Origin of the sequence: uncultured Microbacterium sp., from assembly GCF_963528945.1 — a bacterium.
In the GTDB taxonomy this organism is placed as follows: Bacteria; Actinomycetota; Actinomycetes; order Actinomycetales; family Microbacteriaceae; genus Microbacterium.
Window position 1 is genome coordinate 410,506 of the sequence record NZ_CAURWX010000001.1, and the last position, 19,012, is coordinate 429,517.

A 19,012-nucleotide genomic window follows, 5' to 3' on the forward strand; every position below is an offset into this window, starting at 1 on the left:
GGCGGCTTGGCTGAACGCATGCAATCGACACCCGCCGCCTGGGCCGCCGCCGACGCCTTCCTCGCCGACACGCTCGTGGGATCCGACCCCGATCTCGAGCGGGCTCTCGACGCGCAGCGTCGCGCCGGCCTGCCCGAGATCGAGGTCGCCCCGGTGGGAGGCAAGCTGCTGAACCTTCTCGTGCGCCTGAGCGGCGCGCGGCGGGTGCTCGAGATCGGCACGCTCGGCGGCTACTCGACCATCTGGCTCGCCCGTGCGGTCGGCCCGGAGGGGCGGGTCGTCACCATCGAGGCCGAGGCGGAGAACGCCGCCGTGGCCCGCGCGAGCATCGACGACGCCGGCGTGGGGGAGCGCGTCGAGATCCGCATCGGACGCGGTGCCGACGTGCTGCCGACGCTGGTGGGCGGGTTCGACCTCGTGTTCATCGACGCCGACAAGGAGTCGAACACCGTCTACCTCGACTGGGCGGCGCGGCTCGGGCATCCCGGCACGGTCGTCGTCGTCGACAACATCGGTCGCGATGGAGAGATCGTGCGAGACGACTCGACCGATCCGAAGGTCGTCGGCACTCGCGAAGGTCTGCGGATGCTCGGCGAGGACCCCCGTTTCGATGCCACCGCCCTGCAGACGGTCGGCGCGAAGGGGTGGGACGGGATCGCCGTCGCCCTCGTCGTCTGAGGTCGGACCCGCCAGGGTCGCGGCGTCGCCCCGACCCTGGCGGCGGGGGAGCGGCGGGCTAGACTGGGCGACGGATCGACGACGCTCCACACACTTTTCCCCCTGAACAAGGAGCACATCAGTGGCACTGATCGAGGCTGTAGGCGCACGCGAGATTCTCGACTCGCGCGGAAACCCGACCGTCGAGGTGGAGGTCCTCCTCGACGACGGAATCGTGCAGCGCGCGGCCGTCCCGTCCGGGGCGTCCACGGGTGCGTTCGAGGCGTACGAGCTCCGCGACGGCGACAAGGCCCGCTACGGCGGCAAGGGCGTGCTGAAGGCCGTTGAGGCCGTCATCGACGAGCTCGGTCCGGCGCTCGAGGGCGTCGAGGCGAGCGAGCAGCGCATCGTCGACGAGATCCTCATCGAGGTCGACGGCACCGAGAACAAGAAGCGCGTCGGCGCCAACGCCATCCTCGGCGTGAGCCTGGCGGTCGCGAAGGCGGCCGCCGACTCGTCGGACCTGCCACTCTTCCGCTACCTGGGCGGCCCCAACGCGCACGTGCTGCCCGTCCCGCTGTTCAACGTCATCAACGGCGGTGAGCACGCCGACAACGGCATCGACATGCAGGAGTTCTTCCTCGCGCCGATCGGTGCCGAGTCGTACTCCGAGTCGCTGCGCTGGGGCGTCGAGACCTACCACGTGCTGCGCAGCGAGCTGAAGGCCGCAGGCTACGCCACGGGCCTCGGCGACGAGGGCGGCTTCGCCCCCGACCTGCCCAGCAACCGCGAGGGACTCGACTTCCTCGTCAAGGCGATCGAGAAGGCCGGGTTCACCCCGGGCCGCGACATCGCCCTCGGCCTCGACGTCGCCGCGACCGAGTTCTTCACCGACGGCGTCTACCGCCTCGACAACAAGGACTGGGACGCCGAGGCGCTCACCGAGTACTACGTCGGCCTGGTGAACGACTTCCCGATCGTCACGATCGAGGATGCCCTCGCCGAGGACGACTGGGACAACTGGAAGCACCTCACCGAGGCGCTCGGCTCGAAGGTGCAGCTCGTCGGCGACGACCTGTTCGTCACGAACCCTGCCCGTCTCGCCGACGGCATCCGTCGCGGTGTCGCGAACTCGCTGCTGGTGAAGGTGAACCAGATCGGCACGCTCACCGAGACGTTCGACGCGGTCAGCCTCGCGCAGCGCTCGGGTTACACCGCCATGCTGTCGCACCGCTCGGGCGAGACCGAGGACACGACGATCGCCGACCTCGTCGTCGCCACAAACGCGGGCCAGATCAAGGCGGGTGCGCCTGCGCGCAGCGAGCGCGTCGCGAAGTACAATCAGCTTCTGCGCATCGAAGAGGAGCTGGGCGACGCGGCGGTCTTCGCCGGGCGCTCCGCGTTCCCGCGTTACCAGGGCTGAGCCCCGCAGAGACATCGACGAAGGAGGAGCCGTGGTACGACGACCGGCTCCTCCTTCGGCGTCTGCGGGCACCGCGAAGACGCCCCCGGCCTCCCGCTCGACCCGGCCGCCTCGCCCCCCGCGCGGCGCGCGCTCGCAGCCCCGTGTCGACGTGCGGGAGTGGGCCTCCGGCATCCGCCTGTCGGCGTTCTCCGTCATCATGCTGTCGCTCGTCGTGCTCGGCGCCTGGGTTCTGGTGCCGACGATCGGCACGTTCATCGACCAGCGGCAGAAGATCGCCGCCCTCGAGGCGTCCGTCCAGGTGGGTGAGGACCGCATCGACGAGCTCGAACGCGAGCGCGATCGCTGGCAGGATCCGGCGTACATCACCACGCAGGCCCGCGAGCGGCTCTACTACGTCAAACCCGGAGAGGTCGTCTACCTCGTCGACGACGACCTCGACCCCGTCGCCCTGCCGCGCGAGCAGGAACCGGTCAGCGACACGCTCGAGGAGCGCGCGGCCGACTGGATGCCGCAGCTGCTGCGCACGCTGGTCTCGAGCGGCCTCAGCGACACGGCCGCCGTCGCTCCCTGACCGCGCGCTCGACGCATCCTCCCGGCGCCCTCCGGTTACGCTGGACGGGTGACCACCCCGCCGTTCCCCGCCCCCACCGACGCTGAACTCGCCGTCGTCTCCGCGCAGCTCGGACGCCCCGTCCGCGGCGTCGTCGGCATCGCCGCCCGGTGCGCGTGCGGCAACCCGACCGTGATCTCCACGACTCCGCGCCTGCCGGACGGCACGCCGTTCCCGACGTTCTACTACCTGACGCATCCCGCCGCGACCGCCGCGATGTCCACCCTCGAGGCGACGCACGTCATGCCCGAACTCGCGGCGATGCTCGCCGACGAGGACATCGCCCTCGCCTACCGCGCGGCGCACGAGGCGTACCTCGCCGATCGCGAGCAGTTCGGTGCGGTCGACGAGATCGACGGCATCTCGGCCGGAGGCATGCCGACGCGCGTCAAGTGCCTGCATGCGCTCGCCGGGCACGCTCTCGCCGCCGGCCCCGGGGTCAACCCGATCGGCGACGAGGCCCTCGCCCGCTCGACGTGGTCGCCCGACGTGTGCCGTTGCGACGACCCCGGTGCCGCCCTGCGCGCGGAGACGGATCCGTCGGCGTGACCCGCCGCCGGACGCTGCGCAGCGCCGCCGCCATCGCGGTGGTCGCAGTGTCCGTGCTGCTGATGGGTGCGACCGCGACGCCGGCACCCGATCCGAGCACGGGACCCGTGCCCGACGACCCCAGTGACCCGGTGCGCGCGTCGGAGTACTGGCTCGACGGCGCCCGCGTGCGCGAGGCCTGGCAGACCACCCGCGGCGAGGGGGTGCGCATCGCGATCATCGATACCGGCATCGGCGACGTCCCGCAGACCTTCGGCGACGCCGTCGTGGGCGGAACCGACGTCTCGGGAGCCGGATCTCCCGACGGGCGCACGCCGCTCGGCGCCGTCGACGGCAACCACGGCTCGTGGGTGGCCTCGCTCGCCGCGGGGCGTGGCGCGGCCGACGGCACCGGCATGATCGGGGTCGCCCCCGAGGCCGATCTGCTCTCGATCTCGGTCGGCTTCGGAGCCGCCGCGGCGGTGCCGTTCACCGAGCAGGTCGCCGAGGCCATGCGCTGGGCGGTCGACCACGGCGCTGACGTCATCAACCTCTCGTTCACCACGAACACCCTCGACTGGGACCCCAGCTGGGATGACGCGTTCCTCTACGCCTTCGAGCACGATGTCGTGGTGGTCGTCGCTGCCGGAAACCGGGGCAGTGGAACGAGCATCATCGGCGCCCCGGCGACCATCCCCGGCGTGCTGACCGTCGGTGGCGTCGACCAGACCGGCACCGCGAGCGTCGAGGCGTCGACCCAGGGCATCACGATCGGCATCTCGGCGCCCAGCGAGGGGCTGCTCGGGGTCTCGGCCGACGGCAGGCTCGCCTCGTGGAGCGGCACGAGCGGGGCGGCCCCCATCGTCGCCGGCATCGCCGCCCTCATCCGCTCGGCCCACCCCGACATCACCGCGAACGACGTCATCAACCGCATCATCAAGACGGCCATCCCGGTGCCGGGGGTGCAGCGCACGCCGGATCCGCTGTACGGCTACGGGCTCATCGACGCGCAGGCCGCGGTGTCGGCGAACCTGCTGCCGGTGGCCGAGAACCCGATGGGCGACCTCGAGGAGTGGGTGCGCCTGTACCGCCGCGCCGACCCGGGTCAGCCCGAGCCGGAGCCGACCGCCGCGCCGGTGGACGTGCCCCCGCTTCCCGACGCGGACGCGCCGACCGAGGCCGGTTCCCCGCTGCTTCCCAGCGCCGATTCACTGCGCTACGGTACCCTGCCGCTCGTCGCCCTCACGGTCCCTGGTATCCTGGTAGCGCTTGGCGTCACCGCAGCTGCCCGGCGCATCCGATCGGCGCGCGTTCGACGTACGCCACATTCCTGACTCCCGAGGAGTTTCCCCCTGTGCCTCAGAACAGCACTGTGCCCAAGATTCTGATCGTCGGTGGAGGCTATGCAGGCTTCTACACCGCGTGGAAGCTCGAGAAGCACCTGCGTAAGGGCGAGGCCGAGGTCACGATGGTCGACCCGCTGCCCTACATGACGTACCAGCCCTTCCTTCCGGAGGTGGCCGCCGGCTCGATCGAGGCCCGCCACTCGGTGGTCGCCCACCGCCGCCACCTGAAGCGCACGAGCATCATCCCCGCGAAGGTCACGAACATCGACCACGCGCGCAAGGTCGCGACGATCACGCCGCCGTCCGGCGACGCGTACGAGTTCGCGTACGACCAGATCGTCGTCACCGCCGGCGCCGTCTCGCGCACGTTCCCGATCCCGGGCATCGCCGACAACGCCATCGGCCTCAAGACCATCGAAGAGGCCGTCGCCATTCGTGACCGCCTGATGTCGAACTTCGACAAGGCGGCCACGCTGCCCGCCGGCCCCGCCCGCGATCGTCTCCTCACCGTCGTCGTGGTCGGCGGTGGCTTCGCGGGCATCGAGGTGTTCGCCGAGCTGCGCTCGCTCGCCTCCTCGCTGGTCTCGAAGTACCCGACGCTGACGTTCGACGACACGCACTTCCACCTCATCGAGGCGATGGGCCGCATCATGCCCGAGGTGTCGCTGCCGACGAGCGAGTGGGTGCTGAAGGATCTCGCCAAGCGCGGTGCGAACGTGCACCTCGAGACGCAGCTCACCGGAGCGATCGACGGCAACGTCGAGCTCTCGACCGGCGAGGTCATCCCGACCGACCTGATCGTCTGGACCGCCGGTGTCATGGCGAACCCGACCGTCGTCCGCGGCGGCGACCTGCCCGTCGAGGAGCGCGGTCGCATCCAGACCCGCGCCGACCTGCGCGTCGGCACGGCGGAGGACATCGTCGAGGGCGCCTGGGCAGCCGGCGACGTCTCTGCCGTCCCCGACCTGTCGGGGGGTGGCGTCGGCGGCTACTGCGTGCCGAACGCCCAGCACGCCGTGCGTCAGGCGAAGCTGCTCGCGAAGAACCTCGTGGCCGTCCTCCGCGGCGAGGAGCCGCGCGACTACTTCCACAAGAACCTCGGAGCCGTTGCCGGCCTGGGCCTCTACAACGGCGTCTTCCAGTCGGGCAAGATCGCGCTCAAGGGCTTCATCGCGTGGGTCGCCCACCGCGGCTACCACGGTCTGGCGATGCCGACGTGGGAGCGCAAGTGGCGCGTGCTGTGGGGCTGGTGGAACAACCTGTGGCTGGGTCGCGACCTGGTCAACCTGCAGACGGTGCAGAACCCGCGGTACGTCTTCGAGGAGTTCGCGGCGCGTCCCCGTCCGACCGTCGACGCATCGCCGGCCGCCGCCCCGGCCGCGAAGGACCCGGCGAAGTCCGCCCCGGCGAAGAAGGCGGATGCTCCGGCGGACGCTACCGCCGAGAAGGCCGCCGAGCCGGCCGCCGCGAAGTAATCGGCTTCCCGAACGCCCCCGACTCTCCGGAATCGGGGGCGTTCGTCGTCTCCGCCCGGGAGGCTGCGGGAGTTCGCGCGCAGGCGATTCATAGATGCGCTCGATAGCGTCGGTCGTGCAAGGGGAGTACTCCCGTCTGCGATGGCGTCGTCATGACGGACACCTCCGGTGTCCCGGCCCATCGGCCCGTGAGGGTGGAGGAGACCTGGCGCCCGCATTCGCGGACGACTGTGGCCCCCTCGCACCCGTGGTGGATCCCGGTCGTCGTGAACGACACGAAGGAACGACCACCATGGGAAAGCTCACCCGCCTCCTCGGCATGGCCGCTCAGGCCCTCGACCTCGACGGCTCCGATCGCGATCGACGCCCCGCCGGATCGCGGCCCGCCGAGCATCGCTCGCCCTCGCCCGCTCCCGGCGCGCGCCCGCACGCCCCGTACGCGCCGCCGCCGGCCGCACGCGCCGGCGACGCTAACCGACGCGGGTCGACGGGATCGAGCGCATCCGGAGTGGACGCCGACCGTGCGGCGATCGCCCGCTACGACTACCTCCTGCGCACGGCGGATCCGCATCAGGTGGAGCAGATCCACCGAGAGGCCTTCGAGCGGCTGACGCCCGCCCAGCGCACCCAGGTCGAGGAGCGGATGCGCGCCGAGCTGCCCCCGCACGAGCGGCCCGTCTCAGCCTCCCCCGCGCACCTGGCGCGGTCGGCCGGGCGCGCAGAGGCCGCCGCCCCGGGCCGGATGCGCGGTCTGCTCTCGCGGGTGCGCCCGGGGCGCGGGAGCGCGGCAGGGCTCGCCGGGGGAGCCGCCCTGGGCGTGCTCGGGGTCGTGGCCGGCGGCGCCGTGCTCAGCACCGTCGGTGGCACGCTTCTCGAGCAGGCGGCCGGCATGGGCGTGGACTTCACGGCCCTGGCCGAGGGGATCGACCTGGATGCGCTGGCGGGTGGGATCGACGTCGAGGGCATCCCGGGATCCGCGGAGGGCGTGCTGGGTTCCGCGGGTGACGCGGTGAGCGGTCTCGGGGAAACGGCGAGCGGATGGGGGGAGAAGCTGGGCGACCTCGGTCTGCACGGCATCCGCGACCTGTTCGGGCGCTGATCGCCCCGGCGCCCGACCATGCGGCGGAGGCGAGCGGTGGAGTGCCCCCGCTGGGACTCGAACCCAGACTGAAGCGATTTTAAGTCGCCTGCCTCTGCCATTGGGCTACGGGGGCCGCCGGGCCAGCCTAATGGAGCCCGACACGTGCGATCGGGTGTCGGCACCCGTGACCCCGGGTGTCCGACGCCGTAGGGTGGGGGAGTGCTCGACCTCACAGCCGATCTGAGCCCGCGTGCGGCCTCCGTCGCCCCCGAATGGGATGACCCCGCGCGGTACTGGTCGCGGCTGTCGGCCGCGACGGGCGATCTGCCCGCTCCGGTTGGGGTCATCGACCGCGAGGCCCTGCGGCACAACGCTCTCGATCTGCTGGTACGCGCGGGCGGCCTTCCCATCCGGGTGGCGTCGAAGTCGGTGCGCGTGCGGGGAGTGCTCGATGCGGTGCTCGCGCTGCCCGGTTTCCGGGGCATCCTGGCGTTCACCCTTCGAGAGGCGCTGTGGCTCGCCGAGACTCACGATGACATCGTGCTCGGCTACCCGACCGTCGATCGCGCGGCGCTCGCCGACCTGGTCGCCGACGATCGTGCGGCCCGACGCATCACGCTCATGGTCGACGACCCCGCGCACCTCGACCTCATCGACAGCGTGGCCGGTCCGGGTCAGCGCCCCGAGCTCCGGGTGGCGATCGACGTCGACGCCTCGTGGCGCTCGGCGCTCCTCGGGCACATCGGCGTGCGCCGCTCCGCGCTGTTCACGGCGGGCGAGGTCGCCGCACTCGCTCGCGACGTGGCCGCGCGGCCGGGTTTCCGACTCGTCGGCCTTCAGATGTACGACGCGCAGATCGCGGGGCAGGGGGACGCCGCGGGCCCGGATGCTCCGCTCATCCGCCTGGTGCAGGCGCGATCCCGCGAAGAGCTGCGGGAGCGGCGTGCTCTCGTCGTAGCGGCGGCCACGGCGGTGGCACCGCTCGAGTTCCTCAACGGCGGCGGCACCGGGTCGCTCGAGTTCACCGCCACCGACGAGTCGCTGACCGAAGCGAGCGCCGGCAGCGGACTGCTCGGCGGACACCTCTTCGACGGATACCGGTCGTTCCGGCCCGCGCCGGCGGCCGCGTTCGCCTTCGACGTGGTGCGGCGCCCGGCTGCCGACATCGTGACGGTGCTGGGCGGCGGATGGATCGCGTCCGGGCCCGCGGTCGCGTCGCGTCAGCCCCGGCCGGTCTGGCCGGAAGGGCTGCGCACGTTCTCGCGGGAAGCGGCGGGGGAGGTGCAGACGCCGTTGCAGGGCCCCGGTGCCGCGCGCCTGGGGGTGGGCGACCGCGTCTGGTTCCGGCATGCGAAGAGCGGAGAGCCCGCCGAACGCATCGACCGGTACCACGTCGTCTCCGGCGATGAGGTCGTCGCCGAACTGCCCACCTACCGCGGCGAGGGGAAGGCGTTCCTGTGACGCGTATCGGGGGAACCTGGCAGAACTGGGCACGATCGGCGTCCGTGCGTCCGCTGCGCGTCGAGCGGCCCCGCACGCGGGAGGGTGTGCAGCGCGCCGTGCAGGCGGCCGCGGCGCAGGGACTACCCCTGAAGGCGGTGGGCGCCGGGCACAGTTTCACCGGCATCGCTATCGCCCCCGGCGTGCTGCTCGAACTCGACGACCTTCAGGGGGTGGTCGACGCCGACGCCGACAGCGGGCGCGTGACGCTGCTCGCCGGTACCCGGCTGCATCGCATCCCCGCCCTGCTCGCGCCGTACGGCCTCGCGATGGAGAATCTCGGCGACATCGACCGGCAGTCCATCGCGGGAGCGATCTCCACCGGCACCCACGGCACGGGTGCCCGCTTCGGGGGCCTCGCGACGCAGGTGGTGGGCGCGACCCTGGTGACCTCATCGGGCGACATGCTGCGGATCGACGAACAGCACGACGCCGAGCTGCTGCCCGCGGTGGCCCTCGGCCTCGGCGCGCTCGGCATCCTGGTGGACGTCACACTGCAGTGCGTTCCCGCCTTCGTTCTCGATGCCGTCGACGAGCCGCTCCCGCTCGACGATGTGCTCGACACGCTCGACGTCCGGGTGGCGGACAGCGACCACTTCGAGTTCTACTGGTTCCCGCACACCGACGTCGCCCTCACCAAGAGGCAGACGCGCCTCCCGGAGTCCGCCCCGCGTGCGCCGCTGCCGCCGGTGGGCCGGTGGGTCGACGAATCGCTCCTGTCGAACGGGATCTACCGCGCGGTCTGCGCGGCGGGGCGTGTCGTGCCGGCGGTGACCCCGCCGTTCAGCCGCCTCGCCGTGAAGCTCACGGGTGACCGCGCGTACACCGACCTCTCGCATCGAGTGCTCACGCAGCGGCGCACCGTGCGCTTCCGGGAGATGGAGTACGCGCTGCCGGCCGGCGAGGTCGTGTCGGCGTTCCGCGAGGTGCAGGACCTGATCCGACGTCGTCGGTGGCGCATCGAGTTCCCGATCGAGGTGCGCTTCACGGCCGCCGACGACCGCTGGCTCTCGACCGCGTACGGGCGCGACACGGGATACATCGCCGTGCATCGGTACTGGCGAGCCGACCCGACCGAGTACTTCGAGGCGGTCGAGCGCATCATGCGGGCCCACGGCGGGAGGCCGCACTGGGGAAAGCTGCACACGCTGGGTGCGGCGGAGCTGCGCGACGCGTACCCGAGGTTCGACGACTTCCTCGCGGTGCGCGAGAGGCTCGACCCCTCGCGGATGCTCCGCAACGCGTACCTCGATCGCGTGCTCGGCGCGTGAACAGGGCCGCGGCGCGGCCGTCCCGCACGCCCAGTCTGCGTGCAGGAGCGGTGGATAGGATGAGACAAACACGAGGAAGGGTGGGCCTCTGATGGAATGGCTCGTGCCGGTACTGATCATCGTCGGTGTGATCCTGCTTGTCGGGATCTACCTCTGGGCGACCTACAACTCCCTCGTGCAGTTGAACGTCCGCGTCGATGAGGCATGGAGCGGCATCACGGTCCAGCTCAAGCGGCGGGCCGACCTCATCCCGAACCTCATCGAGACGGTCAAGGGATACGCGTCGCACGAGAAGGCGGTGTTCGAGAACGTCACCCGAGCGCGGGCGGAGACGCTCTCGGCGGGCAGCCCCGGCGCGGCCGGGATCGCCGAGGGGCACCTGCAGCAGGCGCTGCGCAGCCTCTTCGCGGTCGCCGAGGCGTATCCGCAACTGCAGGCCTCGACGAACTTCCTGCAGGTGCAGCAGGCGCTGGTCGACACCGAAGACAAGATCCAGGCCGCCCGCCGGTTCTACAACGGTGGCGTGCGGGAGCTCAACACCAAGATCAAGGTGTTCCCGAACAACCTCTTCGCGAAGGGCCTCGGGTTCACCGAGCGCGAGTTCTTCGAGGTCGCCGACAGCGGCGCGATCTCCGAGCCCCCCCGCGTGCAGTTCTGACGTAGCCGCTCGGCTGCCGGGCGCTCCCGCGTCAGTCCGACCGCTCGCGGGGATGCACGTGCCGGAGCACCGTGCGCCCTCCGGCTCCCAGGGCACCGCGTACGGCATCGGCAGCGTCGCCCCACCCGGAGACCGAGACGTTCTCGAGGCCCTGCCAAGTCGCCGCGCGTACGATCTCGACCGCGATGCTCTCGGCGTCGTCGCGGCGCCCCTGCGGCTCCCACCACGCCGACTGCACCTGCAGGGTCGACGAGGCGCGGTCTGCCCGCAGGTCGATGCGCGCGGCGATGCGATCTGCGACGAGCACGGGCAGGGAGTAGTAGCCGTACCGGCGCTTGTGCGCGGGCACGTAGATCTCGATGCGGTAGTCGAGGTCGAACGCCCGCAGCGCGCGGTCGCGGAACCACACCACCGGGTCGAACGGCGTCAGCAGTGCTGCGGTGCGCACCGATCTCGGCACGACCGCGTCGCGATGCCGCCACGCGGCGAGCGGACGACCGCCGCGCTCCCACCCGCGCACCTGCGCGGGCACGATCTCGCCGGCGTCGACCAGGTCTGCGAGCGCCGCGGTGATCGCCGGCCGATCACGGATGCGGTAGTAGTCGGCGAGGTCGGAGGCCGTGGCGATGCCGGAGGAGCGAGCCGCACGTCGGATCAGCTCCCGGATCGCGTCCTGGCGCGGCACCGCCCGGTCGTGCAGTGCCGCAGGGATCACCTGCTCGGCGAGAGCGTAGATGCGCTCGAAGCCGCGGCGTCCGCTGATCGCGACATCGCCGGTGCGCCAGAGGTGCTCGAGCGCGAGTTTCGCATCGTCCCAGTCCCACCACGTGCCGCGCTCGCGGGGCGCGTCGTCGCGCAGATCGACGGGGCGGAGCGGACCGCGGGCGGCGAGCTCGTCGCGCACCCAGTCGAGGGTGCGCCGGTTGGCCGTGGCCCACGAGTCGGGCTTCTCCCACCGCCGTCGGTAGTCGTCCATACGGAAGCGCCACAGGGGCCAGTCCTCGACCGGAACGAACGTCGCTTCGTGCGCGAGGTACTCGATGTAGTGCGTCGTGCGGGCATGGAACATCCGCTCGAGCAGAGCGGGGTCGTAGGCCCCCAGACGCGAGAACAGCGGCATGTAATGCGATCGCGCGAAGACGTTGACCGAGTCGATCTGCAACACGCCCAGGCGGTCCATCACCCGGTGCACGTGGCGGGGCCCGACGGCGGCGGGTCGTGCGCGCGTGAAGCCCTGGGCGGCGAGGGCCATTCGGCGGGCCTGCGCGGCGCTGTACGTCTCGGTCACGGGGGCCAGCGTAGCGGGGGGTGCCGACATCACCGCTCGCGGAAAGATGCGCGTGGCGGCATACGGGCGCGCCGTAGACTTGGGCGATGAGCGACGACCAGCGACCGCGGTGGAGAGATCTGCGCCGTCCGCGCCCGGTGAGCACCGACCGAACGGTGTCCACGGAGGCCGATGACCGCATCCCGCTGCCGCTCCGCGTGACGGCAGGCTACGCCTGGCGTCTGCTGCTGATCGCCGCCGTCGTGGCGGGGTTCATCTGGATCGTGATCGAGCTCAAACTGCTCGTGATCCCGCTCCTCGTCGGCATCCTCATCACCGCACTTCTCTGGCCCGCGTTCGGCTGGATGATCCGCCACCGCGTGCCCCGCTGGCTCGCCGTGGCCGTCTCGATCCTGGGCACCATCGCGATCGTCACCACGCTGCTCTGGCTCGTCGTCTGGCAGATCCGTGCGCAGCTCCCCGACGTTCAGGAGCGCACCGGGGCGGCGGTCGAGCAGTTCCGCCAGTTCCTCCTCGACGGCCCGCTGCACCTCTCCGAGGCGCAGATCCAGGGCTACATCGACCAGGGCTTCGCGCTCGTCAACGAACAGGCGCAGCTCGTCCTCAACGGCGCCCTGGCGGTCGGCACCACCGCGGCGCACGTCGTCACCGGAGCTGTGCTGTCGCTGTTCATCCTCATCTGCCTCCTGGCCGACGGTGCGGGGATCTGGCGATGGACCTTGCGCCTCTTCCCGAAGGCCGCCCGCCCGGCGGCCGACGGCGCGGCCCGCAACGGCTGGGCGACGATCGTGAACTACGCACGCACCCAGCTGCTCGTCGCGGCGATCGACGCTGTGGGCATCGGCGTGGGTGCAGCCCTGCTCGGCGTCCCGCTGGCGCTCCCCGTCGCCGTCCTGGTCTTCCTCGGCTCGTTCGTGCCGATCGTCGGTGCCGTCGTCACGGGCGCGATCGCCGTGCTGCTCGCCCTGGTCTACAACGGCCCGTGGATCGCGCTGGCCATGCTGGCGGTCGTGCTCGGCGTGCAGCAGCTCGAGGGCCACGTCCTGCAGCCGATCCTCATGGGCTCCGCGGTCAAGGTGCATCCGCTCGCGGTCGTGCTCGTCGTGGCCGGCGGATCGATGATCGGCGGCATCCCCGGCGCGCTGTTCGCCGTGCCGCTCGCGGCGTTCGTGAACGTCGTGGCCGTGACCATCAGCTCGGGCTCCTGGCGCACCGGCGCGCCCCCCGACGCCGACCTGATCTGGAGCACCGTACCGCGACAGCCCCGACGGAGGAATCGATGACCGCAGTCCCCAGCCTGACCGAGTTCGAGCACGCTGCTCAGAGTCTGGCTGAGGTGATCTCCCACACGCCGACGCTGCCCTCCCGGGCGCTCTCCGACATCCTCGGCGCACCGGTGCTGCTCAAGATGGAGAACCTGCAGCGCACCGGATCGTTCAAAATCCGCGGCGCCGCCTACCGGCTGTCGAAGCTCAGCGCCTCCGAGCGAGCGCGGGGCGTCGTCGCCGCCTCCGCCGGTAACCACGCCCAGGGTGTGGCACTGGCCGCGCAGTCGCTCGGCATCCCGGCCACGATCTTCATGCCCCTCGGGGTCCCGGTGCCCAAGCTCCTCGCCACCCGCGGGTACGGCGCCGAGGTGGTGCTGGAGGGCGAGACGGTCGCCACCTCGCTGCGTCTCGCCGCCGAGTTCGCCGAGCGCACGGGAGCGGTGCTCATCCCGCCGTTCGATCATCGCGACGTCGTGATCGGCCAGGGCACGCTCGGGCTCGAGCTGCTCGACGACGCCCCCGACGTCGAGACCATCGTGCTGAGCATCGGCGGGGGAGGGCTGATCGCCGGCGTCGCCGCCGCCGTCAAGGCCCGCGCCGCCGAGCGCGGCCGCGACGTGCGGATCGTCGGGGTGCAGGCCGAGAACGCCGCCGCCGTGCCGCCGTCGCTCGTCGCGGGGAGCCCGGTCGACATCGAGACACGGCCGACCATCGCCGACGGCATCCTGGTGGCCCGTCCCGGCGCGATCCCGTTCGACATCATCAAAGACCTCGTCGACGAGGTCGTCACGGTGTCGGACGACGACCTGGCGCGCGCCATGCTGATCCTGCTCGAGCAGGCGAAGGTCGTCGTCGAACCGGCCGGCGCGGCAGGCGTCGCGGCCATCCTGGCGGGCAAGATCCGGGCGACGGGCACCACCATGGCCGTGCTGTCCGGCGGCAACATCGACCCCCTGCTCCTGCAGCGCGTCGTCTCGCACGGCCTCGCCGCGTCGGGACGCTACCTCACGGTGCGCATCCCGCTGCCCGATCGCCCCGGGCAGCTCGCCCGGGTGTCGGAACTCATCGCCGAAGCGGGCGCGAACGTCATCGAGGCGATGCACACGCGCCACGGGCACGGTCTGCAGATCAGCGACGTCATCCTCGAACTCAGCGTCGAGACGCGCGGTCCGGAGCACTCCGCGCTCACGCTCGACACGCTCCGCCGTGAGGGCTTCAGCCCCATCGTGGTCGCCGACTGAGCCGTACATGCGACAGCGCCCCTCCGCCGAACGGTGGAGGGGCGCTGTCGCATGCGGGCGATGTCAGCCCGTGTAGGTCTCGACCTTGACGATCTCGACCGCGATCGAGCGACCGTTGGGAGCCTCGTAGGCGGCCTTCTCGCCCACCTTCAGCCCGAGGATCGCGGTACCGAGCGGGCTGGCCTCGCTGTAGACGTCGAGGTCGCTGCCGACGGCGATCTCGCGGCTGCCGAGCAGGAAGACCTCTTCGCCCCCGGCGACGATCGCGGTCACGACCGTTCCGGGCTCGACGACGCCGCGGCTCGCGGGCGCCTCGCCGACCTTCGCGGTCTTCAGCAGGTTCTCGAGCGTGCGGATGCGCGCCTCCTGCTTGCCCTGCTCGTCCTTCGCGGCGTGGTAGCCGCCGTTCTCCTTGAGGTCTCCCTCTTCGCGGGCGGCTTCGATGCGCTTCGCGATCTCGTCGCGGCCCGTCGTGGAGAGGTGCTCGAGCTCGGCGACCAGCCGGTCGTACGCCTCCTGCGTGAGGAAGGGGACCTGAGCATCCGTGGACATGACGAAGCTCCTTCGTTCGGTATCGGCCGCACTCGGCGGGGATATGCCAAGACGCCCCGGCATCTGCCAGGGCGTCGTCTGTCTGGGTCGAGTCTAGGCGACCCAGCAGCTGTTGACCAAACCTGTCGTGGCCTCGCCGACGGTCGGCACCCGGGTGGCGTGCGCCTGCGTGTGCCCCTCGCCCGCCGGCAGTTCGACGACCTTCCAGCCTACGACGCCGAACTCCTCGTCGAGGGCTTCCACGACGCAGACGACGTCTTTGCCCTGCACGCCGGTGAGCTGGAACCGCACGTCGACGCTGTGCTCGTCGACCAGCGTGAAGCCCAGATCGTCGGCGTCGACGGAGTTCATCGACTGCGCCACGATTCCCCACGCGTAGGCGGCGACGAGCACGAATGCGACGGCCGCGGCGATGATCCAGGGCGTCCGCCGCGTGCGGGTGCGGCCGTAGCGGTCGGCGAGCTGCTCGGGGGTCGTCACGGTGCGGGTCTTCCGATCGTTAGGCTGGTGATACCAGGTTATGCGACCTGCGTACGAAAGGCCGATTCATGTTCGCTCTCTCCGCGACCCCGATGCCGACCCCCTCGATGACCGTCGACCCCGAGGCCGTGACCCCCGGCTTCGTGGGATTCGCCGCGATCGTGGTGGTGCTGATCGCCGTGATCCTCCTGATCTGGGACATGAACCGCCGCATCCGCCGCGTCCGTTACCGCGAAGAGGTGCGCGACGAGCTCGACGCCGAAGAGGCCGCTCGGGCCGCCGACGAGGCGACCGAGACCGATGCCGACCTGCCGGTCGCCGAAGAGGGCGACGACGACCCCCGTACCCGCTGACGCCGAGCGTCGCGACGGGCCCCGGCGGTGCGGGGTCAGCCGGGGATGCCGAGCGACGGAGCCAGCGGCTCGACCGCGATGATGAGACACGCCGCCCAGTGGCACAGGAACGCCAGCACCGTGCACACGTGGAAGATCTCGTGGAATCCGAAGTGGCCCGGCCACGGGTTGGGGCGCTTGAGCGCGTAGACGATCGCGCCACCGGTGTAGAGCAGGCCGCCGACGACCACCAGCACCATCATCGCGACGCTGGCCTGCAGCAGGTCTCCGAGGTACATGACCGCGGCCCAGCCCAGCAGAAGGTACAGGGCGACGTAGAGCCAGCGGGGGGCATGGATCCAGAACACCCGGAAGAGGATGCCGAGGACGGCCCCGCCCCATACCAGGCAGAGCAGGAGCACACCCTTCTCGGGAGGCAGGGCGAGCGTGGCGATCGGGGTGTACGTGCCGGCGATGAGGAGCAGGATGTTCGCGTGGTCGATGCGCTTGAGCACGACCTTCACCCGCGGGCTCCAGTCGACGCGGTGGTAGAGCGCGGAGTTGCCGAACAGCAGCAGGGAGCTCACCATGAACACGGCCGAGGCCCACTTCGCGGGTGCACCCTGGGCGAGAGCGATCAGGACGATCCCGGCCGCGATCGCGACGGGGAACGTGCCGGCGTGGATCCATCCGCGCCAGGTCGGCTTGACCTCGACGGCGGCGTCGACGGCTGCGGCCTCGAGCAGCGGCAGCTGGGGCAGGTCGGGGGCGGAGTCGTCGGGAGTGCTCACCTGCTCACTCTAAGCGCGCCGGCATTCCACGAGCCGTACATATGCCCGGCGTCCCACCTCTCGCTCCGGCGGCGAAGAGGGTAGCGTAGGACGGTGATGTCACGGGAGAACCAGGGGCGGGGGCCGCTGTACCGGCTCTACAGCAACCGGCTGCGCCGCCGTCTCGACCCGGCGGCCGTTCCGCACCACATCGCGATGATGATCGACGGGAACCGTCGCTGGGCGCGCCAGCTCGGTTTCGCCACCGCCGCCCACGGGCATCGGGCGGGCGCCGTCAAGATGCGCGAGTTCCTCGGGTGGTGCGACGAACTCGGAGTGGGGGTCGTCTCGCTCTACCTGCTCTCCAGCGACAACCTGCGCAAACGGGATGCCGCCGAGCTCGCCGACCTGATCGAGATCATCGCCGACCTCGCCGACGGGCTCTCCCGCGAGGGCAACTGGCGTGTGAAGCACGTCGGCCGTGCCGACCTCCTCCCTCCGGAGCTCGCGCGCGTGCTCGCCGACGCCGAGGAGCGCACCCGCGACCACACGGGTCTGCACGTCAACCTCGCCGTCGCCTACGGCGGACGCAACGAGATCGTCGACGCCGTGCGGAGCATCCTGGTGAAGCACGAGGCGTCCGGCGGCACCATGGAGGATCTCGCAGCCCACCTCACTCCCGAGATGATCGGCGAGCACCTGTACACCGGGGGGCAGCCCGACCCGGATCTCGTCATCCGCACGAGTGGCGAGCAGCGTCTGAGCGACTTCCTGCTGTGGCAGAGCGCCCATAGTGAGTTCTACTTCGTCGAGGCCCTCGGGCCCGACCTGCGCGAGGTCGACTTCCTCCGCGCGGTGCGCGACTACGCCGACCGCGACCGCCGCTTCGGTCGCTGACACGGCGGCGCAACGCCGCGTTCACCGATTCGTCACGAAACGCTGGCGTGTCGAACGGGCCGGATGTCGGCGGGCAGTCGTACCTTCATCTCATCGGGCATGGCGCCCGGTCGGGTCGGCCACAGGCACACGACTCGTGACCCCCTGGTCGACTCGTTCGCATAGCCGGGATTCCCCGGGTCGGGAGTGGGTCGTGACCACACGTACAGCGCACCAGCAGTCCACCCGTCAGACGACGAGGCGGGCCAGTTCAGCAGATCCCGCGCAGGATCTCCGCACCTACGTGCTCGACACGTCGGTGCTGCTGAGCGATCCGCAGGCGTTCTTCCGATTCGCGGAGCACTCGGTCGTGCTCCCGGTCGTCGTCATCACCGAACTCGAGGGCAAGCGTCACGACCCGGAGATCGGCTACTTCGCTCGCCAGGCCCTCCGGCACCTCGACGACTTGCGCGTCGAGCACGGACGCCTCGACTTCCCCGTGCAGGTGGGGGAGGGCGGCACCCTCCGCGTCGAGCTGGCGAACACCGACATGTCGGTGCTGCCGGCGGGCATCCGTCTCAGCGACAACGACAGCCGCATCCTCTCGGTCGCCATGCACCTCGCACAGGACGGGCAGGACGTGACGATCGTCTCGAAAGACCTGCCCATGCGCGTGAAGGCGGCCTCGCTGGGCCTGCGGGCCGAGGAGTACCTGGCAGAGCAGGCCGTCGACTCGGGGTGGAACGGCATCGCCGTGCTCGACCTCTCCGGCGACGACATGAGCGACCTGTACGAGAGCGAGGTCGGCATCAGCGAAGAGGCGCGCGGCCTTCCGGTGAACACCGGCCTCATCATCCACTCCGAGCGCGGATCGGCTCTGGGTCGGGTTACCGGCGACGGCGAGTACCGCCTGGTGCGCGGCGACCGCGACGTGTTCGGCCTGCACGGTCGTTCCGCGGAGCAGCGCATCGCGATCGACCTGCTCACCGACCCGGACGTCGGCATCGTGTCGCTCGGCGGGCGCGCCGGCACGGGCAAGTCGGCCCTGGCGCTGTGCGCGGGTCTCGAGGCCGTGCTCGAGCGGCAGCAGCAGAAGAAGATCATCGTGTTCCGCCCGCTGTTCGCGGTGGGCGGTCAGGAGCTCGGCTACCTGCCCGGCGACCAGGGCGAGAAGATGGGCCCGTGGGGGCAGGCGGTCTTCGACACCCTCGGCTCCGTGGTCTCGGGCAACGTCATGGAGGAGGTCGTCGAGCGGGGCCTGCTGGAGGTGCTCCCGCTGACGCACATCCGCGGCCGCTCGCTGCACGACGCCTTCGTGATCGTCGACGAGGCGCAGTCCCTCGAACGCAACGTGCTGCTCACGGTGCTGAGCCGAATGGGGCAGAACTCGCGCGTGGTGCTCACGCACGACGTCGGCCAGCGCGACAACCTGCGGGTCGGGCGGCACGACGGTATCGCCAGCGTGATCGAGACGCTCAAGGGCCATGGCCTGTTCGGGCATGTGACCCTGACGCGCTCCGAGCGCTCCGCGATCGCCGCACTGGTGACCGAGCTGCTCGAGGGCGGCGAGCTCAGCTAGCCCCGCCCACTCCCGTCGCACTTTCTGTCGCTTAGAACGGCGACAGGCGACAGAAAGTGCGACGGGAGTCGAGC

Annotated in this window: 19 protein-coding genes and 1 tRNA gene; 15 read left to right on the plus strand and 5 right to left on the minus strand. The window is 71.1% G+C overall.

The genetic code is table 11. From position 1 onward, the window contains the following. Positions 1–18 precede the first annotated feature (18 nt). The 7 genes from RWS82_RS01780 (at position 19) to RWS82_RS01810 (ending at position 7,141) form a co-directional block, all read left to right on the plus strand. The gene (locus RWS82_RS01780) at positions 19–678 is read left to right on the plus strand and encodes an O-methyltransferase (protein ID WP_314646250.1); all 660 of its coding nucleotides are present in this window, start codon (positions 19–21) and stop codon (positions 676–678) included. Positions 679–799: 121 nt separating this feature from the next. Next, positions 800–2,080 (plus strand): phosphopyruvate hydratase, encoded by a 1,281-nt coding sequence (eno, locus tag RWS82_RS01785; protein WP_314646252.1) that lies wholly within the window; start codon positions 800–802, stop codon positions 2,078–2,080. Between the two features lie 151 nt (positions 2,081–2,231). Continuing rightward, a complete protein-coding gene (locus RWS82_RS01790; RefSeq protein ID WP_314646253.1) occupies positions 2,232–2,654 on the plus strand; it encodes a septum formation initiator family protein in 423 nt (140 codons plus the stop codon). A gap of 48 nt (positions 2,655–2,702) precedes the next feature. Then, positions 2,703–3,242 (plus strand): DUF501 domain-containing protein, encoded by a 540-nt coding sequence (locus RWS82_RS01795; protein WP_314646255.1) that lies wholly within the window; start codon positions 2,703–2,705, stop codon positions 3,240–3,242. Between the two features lie 62 nt (positions 3,243–3,304). Next, a complete protein-coding gene (locus tag RWS82_RS01800; protein ID WP_400190065.1) occupies positions 3,305–4,555 on the plus strand; it encodes a S8 family serine peptidase in 1,251 nt (416 codons plus the stop codon). A gap of 38 nt (positions 4,556–4,593) precedes the next feature. After that, a complete protein-coding gene (locus RWS82_RS01805; protein ID WP_314646260.1) occupies positions 4,594–6,042 on the plus strand; it encodes an FAD-dependent oxidoreductase in 1,449 nt (482 codons plus the stop codon). 292 nt (positions 6,043–6,334) lie between these two features. Beyond that, positions 6,335–7,141 (plus strand): cation-transporting ATPase, encoded by an 807-nt coding sequence (locus RWS82_RS01810; protein WP_314646263.1) that lies wholly within the window; start codon positions 6,335–6,337, stop codon positions 7,139–7,141. Between the two features lie 42 nt (positions 7,142–7,183). On the opposite strand, the gene RWS82_RS01815 is transcribed toward RWS82_RS01810, so the two are convergent. After that, positions 7,184–7,256, minus strand: a tRNA-Leu gene (locus tag RWS82_RS01815). A gap of 86 nt (positions 7,257–7,342) precedes the next feature. Between RWS82_RS01815 and RWS82_RS01820 the strand changes: the two genes are divergently transcribed. The 3 genes from RWS82_RS01820 to RWS82_RS01830 all read left to right on the plus strand — a co-directional run bounded on the left by RWS82_RS01820 (position 7,343) and on the right by RWS82_RS01830 (position 10,552). Then, positions 7,343–8,584: an alanine racemase gene (locus RWS82_RS01820; protein WP_314646265.1), complete on the plus strand. Its 1,242-nt coding sequence runs from the start codon at positions 7,343–7,345 to the stop codon at positions 8,582–8,584. Next, complete coding sequence (locus RWS82_RS01825) at positions 8,581–9,894, plus strand: D-arabinono-1,4-lactone oxidase (protein ID WP_314646266.1); 1,314 nt, start codon at positions 8,581–8,583, stop codon at positions 9,892–9,894. Before RWS82_RS01820 ends, RWS82_RS01825 begins: the two co-directional genes overlap by 4 nt. 91 nt (positions 9,895–9,985) lie before the next feature. Beyond that, the gene (locus RWS82_RS01830; protein ID WP_314646269.1) at positions 9,986–10,552 is read left to right on the plus strand and encodes a LemA family protein; all 567 of its coding nucleotides are present in this window, start codon (positions 9,986–9,988) and stop codon (positions 10,550–10,552) included. A 31-nt stretch (positions 10,553–10,583) separates the two neighbouring features. On the opposite strand, the gene RWS82_RS01835 is transcribed toward RWS82_RS01830, so the two are convergent. Then, the gene (locus tag RWS82_RS01835; RefSeq protein ID WP_314646271.1) at positions 10,584–11,840 is read right to left on the minus strand and encodes a DNA glycosylase AlkZ-like family protein; all 1,257 of its coding nucleotides are present in this window, start codon (positions 11,838–11,840) and stop codon (positions 10,584–10,586) included. 86 nt (positions 11,841–11,926) lie between these two features. Here RWS82_RS01835 and RWS82_RS01840 point away from each other — a divergent pair, with 86 nt between their 5' ends. Both RWS82_RS01840 and ilvA read left to right on the plus strand, forming a co-directional pair. Continuing rightward, positions 11,927–13,123 carry an AI-2E family transporter gene (locus RWS82_RS01840; RefSeq protein ID WP_314646272.1) on the plus strand — a complete coding sequence of 399 codons (1,197 nt, stop codon included), beginning with the start codon at positions 11,927–11,929 and terminating at the stop codon, positions 13,121–13,123. Next, positions 13,120–14,349 (plus strand): threonine ammonia-lyase, encoded by a 1,230-nt coding sequence (gene ilvA / locus RWS82_RS01845; RefSeq protein ID WP_314646274.1) that lies wholly within the window; start codon positions 13,120–13,122, stop codon positions 14,347–14,349. The genes RWS82_RS01840 and ilvA overlap by 4 nt, the downstream gene beginning before the upstream one ends. A gap of 63 nt (positions 14,350–14,412) precedes the next feature. On the opposite strand, the gene greA is transcribed toward ilvA, so the two are convergent. Both greA and RWS82_RS01855 read right to left on the minus strand, forming a co-directional pair. After that, complete coding sequence (gene greA, locus RWS82_RS01850; RefSeq protein ID WP_314646275.1) at positions 14,413–14,901, minus strand: transcription elongation factor GreA; 489 nt, start codon at positions 14,899–14,901, stop codon at positions 14,413–14,415. Positions 14,902–14,994: 93 nt separating this feature from the next. Continuing rightward, on the minus strand, positions 14,995–15,381 hold the full coding sequence (locus RWS82_RS01855) for a DUF4307 domain-containing protein (RefSeq protein ID WP_314646278.1): 387 nt from the start codon (positions 15,379–15,381) through the stop codon (positions 14,995–14,997). A gap of 68 nt (positions 15,382–15,449) precedes the next feature. On the opposite strand from RWS82_RS01855, the gene RWS82_RS01860 reads away from it, so the two are divergent. Then, positions 15,450–15,734: a hypothetical protein gene (locus tag RWS82_RS01860; protein WP_314646281.1), complete on the plus strand. Its 285-nt coding sequence runs from the start codon at positions 15,450–15,452 to the stop codon at positions 15,732–15,734. Positions 15,735–15,769: 35 nt separating this feature from the next. On the opposite strand, the gene RWS82_RS01865 is transcribed toward RWS82_RS01860, so the two are convergent. Continuing rightward, on the minus strand, positions 15,770–16,504 hold the full coding sequence (locus tag RWS82_RS01865; RefSeq protein ID WP_400190050.1) for a hemolysin III family protein: 735 nt from the start codon (positions 16,502–16,504) through the stop codon (positions 15,770–15,772). Between the two features lie 96 nt (positions 16,505–16,600). Here RWS82_RS01865 and RWS82_RS01870 point away from each other — a divergent pair, with 96 nt between their 5' ends. Further along, positions 16,601–17,380: an isoprenyl transferase gene (locus RWS82_RS01870; RefSeq protein ID WP_314646284.1), complete on the plus strand. Its 780-nt coding sequence runs from the start codon at positions 16,601–16,603 to the stop codon at positions 17,378–17,380. A 193-nt stretch (positions 17,381–17,573) separates the two neighbouring features. After that, a complete protein-coding gene (locus RWS82_RS01875) occupies positions 17,574–18,938 on the plus strand; it encodes a PhoH family protein (RefSeq protein WP_400190051.1) in 1,365 nt (454 codons plus the stop codon). Positions 18,939–19,012: the final 74 nt, after the last annotated feature.

Excerpts from the sequence above, each read along its gene's own strand:
- RWS82_RS01780 (WP_314646250.1), top strand. The coding sequence starts at position 19 with ATGCAATCGACACCCGCCGCCTGGGCCGCCGCCGACGCCTTCCTCGCC.
- RWS82_RS01800 (WP_400190065.1), top strand. The coding sequence starts at position 3,305 with ATGGGTGCGACCGCGACGCCGGCACCCGATCCGAGCACGGGACCCGTG.
- RWS82_RS01810 (WP_314646263.1), top strand. The coding sequence starts at position 6,335 with ATGGGAAAGCTCACCCGCCTCCTCGGCATGGCCGCTCAGGCCCTCGAC.
- RWS82_RS01830 (WP_314646269.1), top strand. The coding sequence starts at position 9,986 with ATGGAATGGCTCGTGCCGGTACTGATCATCGTCGGTGTGATCCTGCTT.
- RWS82_RS01840 (WP_314646272.1), top strand. The coding sequence starts at position 11,927 with ATGAGCGACGACCAGCGACCGCGGTGGAGAGATCTGCGCCGTCCGCGC.
- ilvA (WP_314646274.1), top strand. The coding sequence starts at position 13,120 with ATGACCGCAGTCCCCAGCCTGACCGAGTTCGAGCACGCTGCTCAGAGT.
- greA (WP_314646275.1), bottom strand. The coding sequence starts at position 14,901 with ATGTCCACGGATGCTCAGGTCCCCTTCCTCACGCAGGAGGCGTACGAC.
- RWS82_RS01860 (WP_314646281.1), top strand. The coding sequence starts at position 15,450 with ATGTTCGCTCTCTCCGCGACCCCGATGCCGACCCCCTCGATGACCGTC.
- RWS82_RS01870 (WP_314646284.1), top strand. The coding sequence starts at position 16,601 with ATGTCACGGGAGAACCAGGGGCGGGGGCCGCTGTACCGGCTCTACAGC.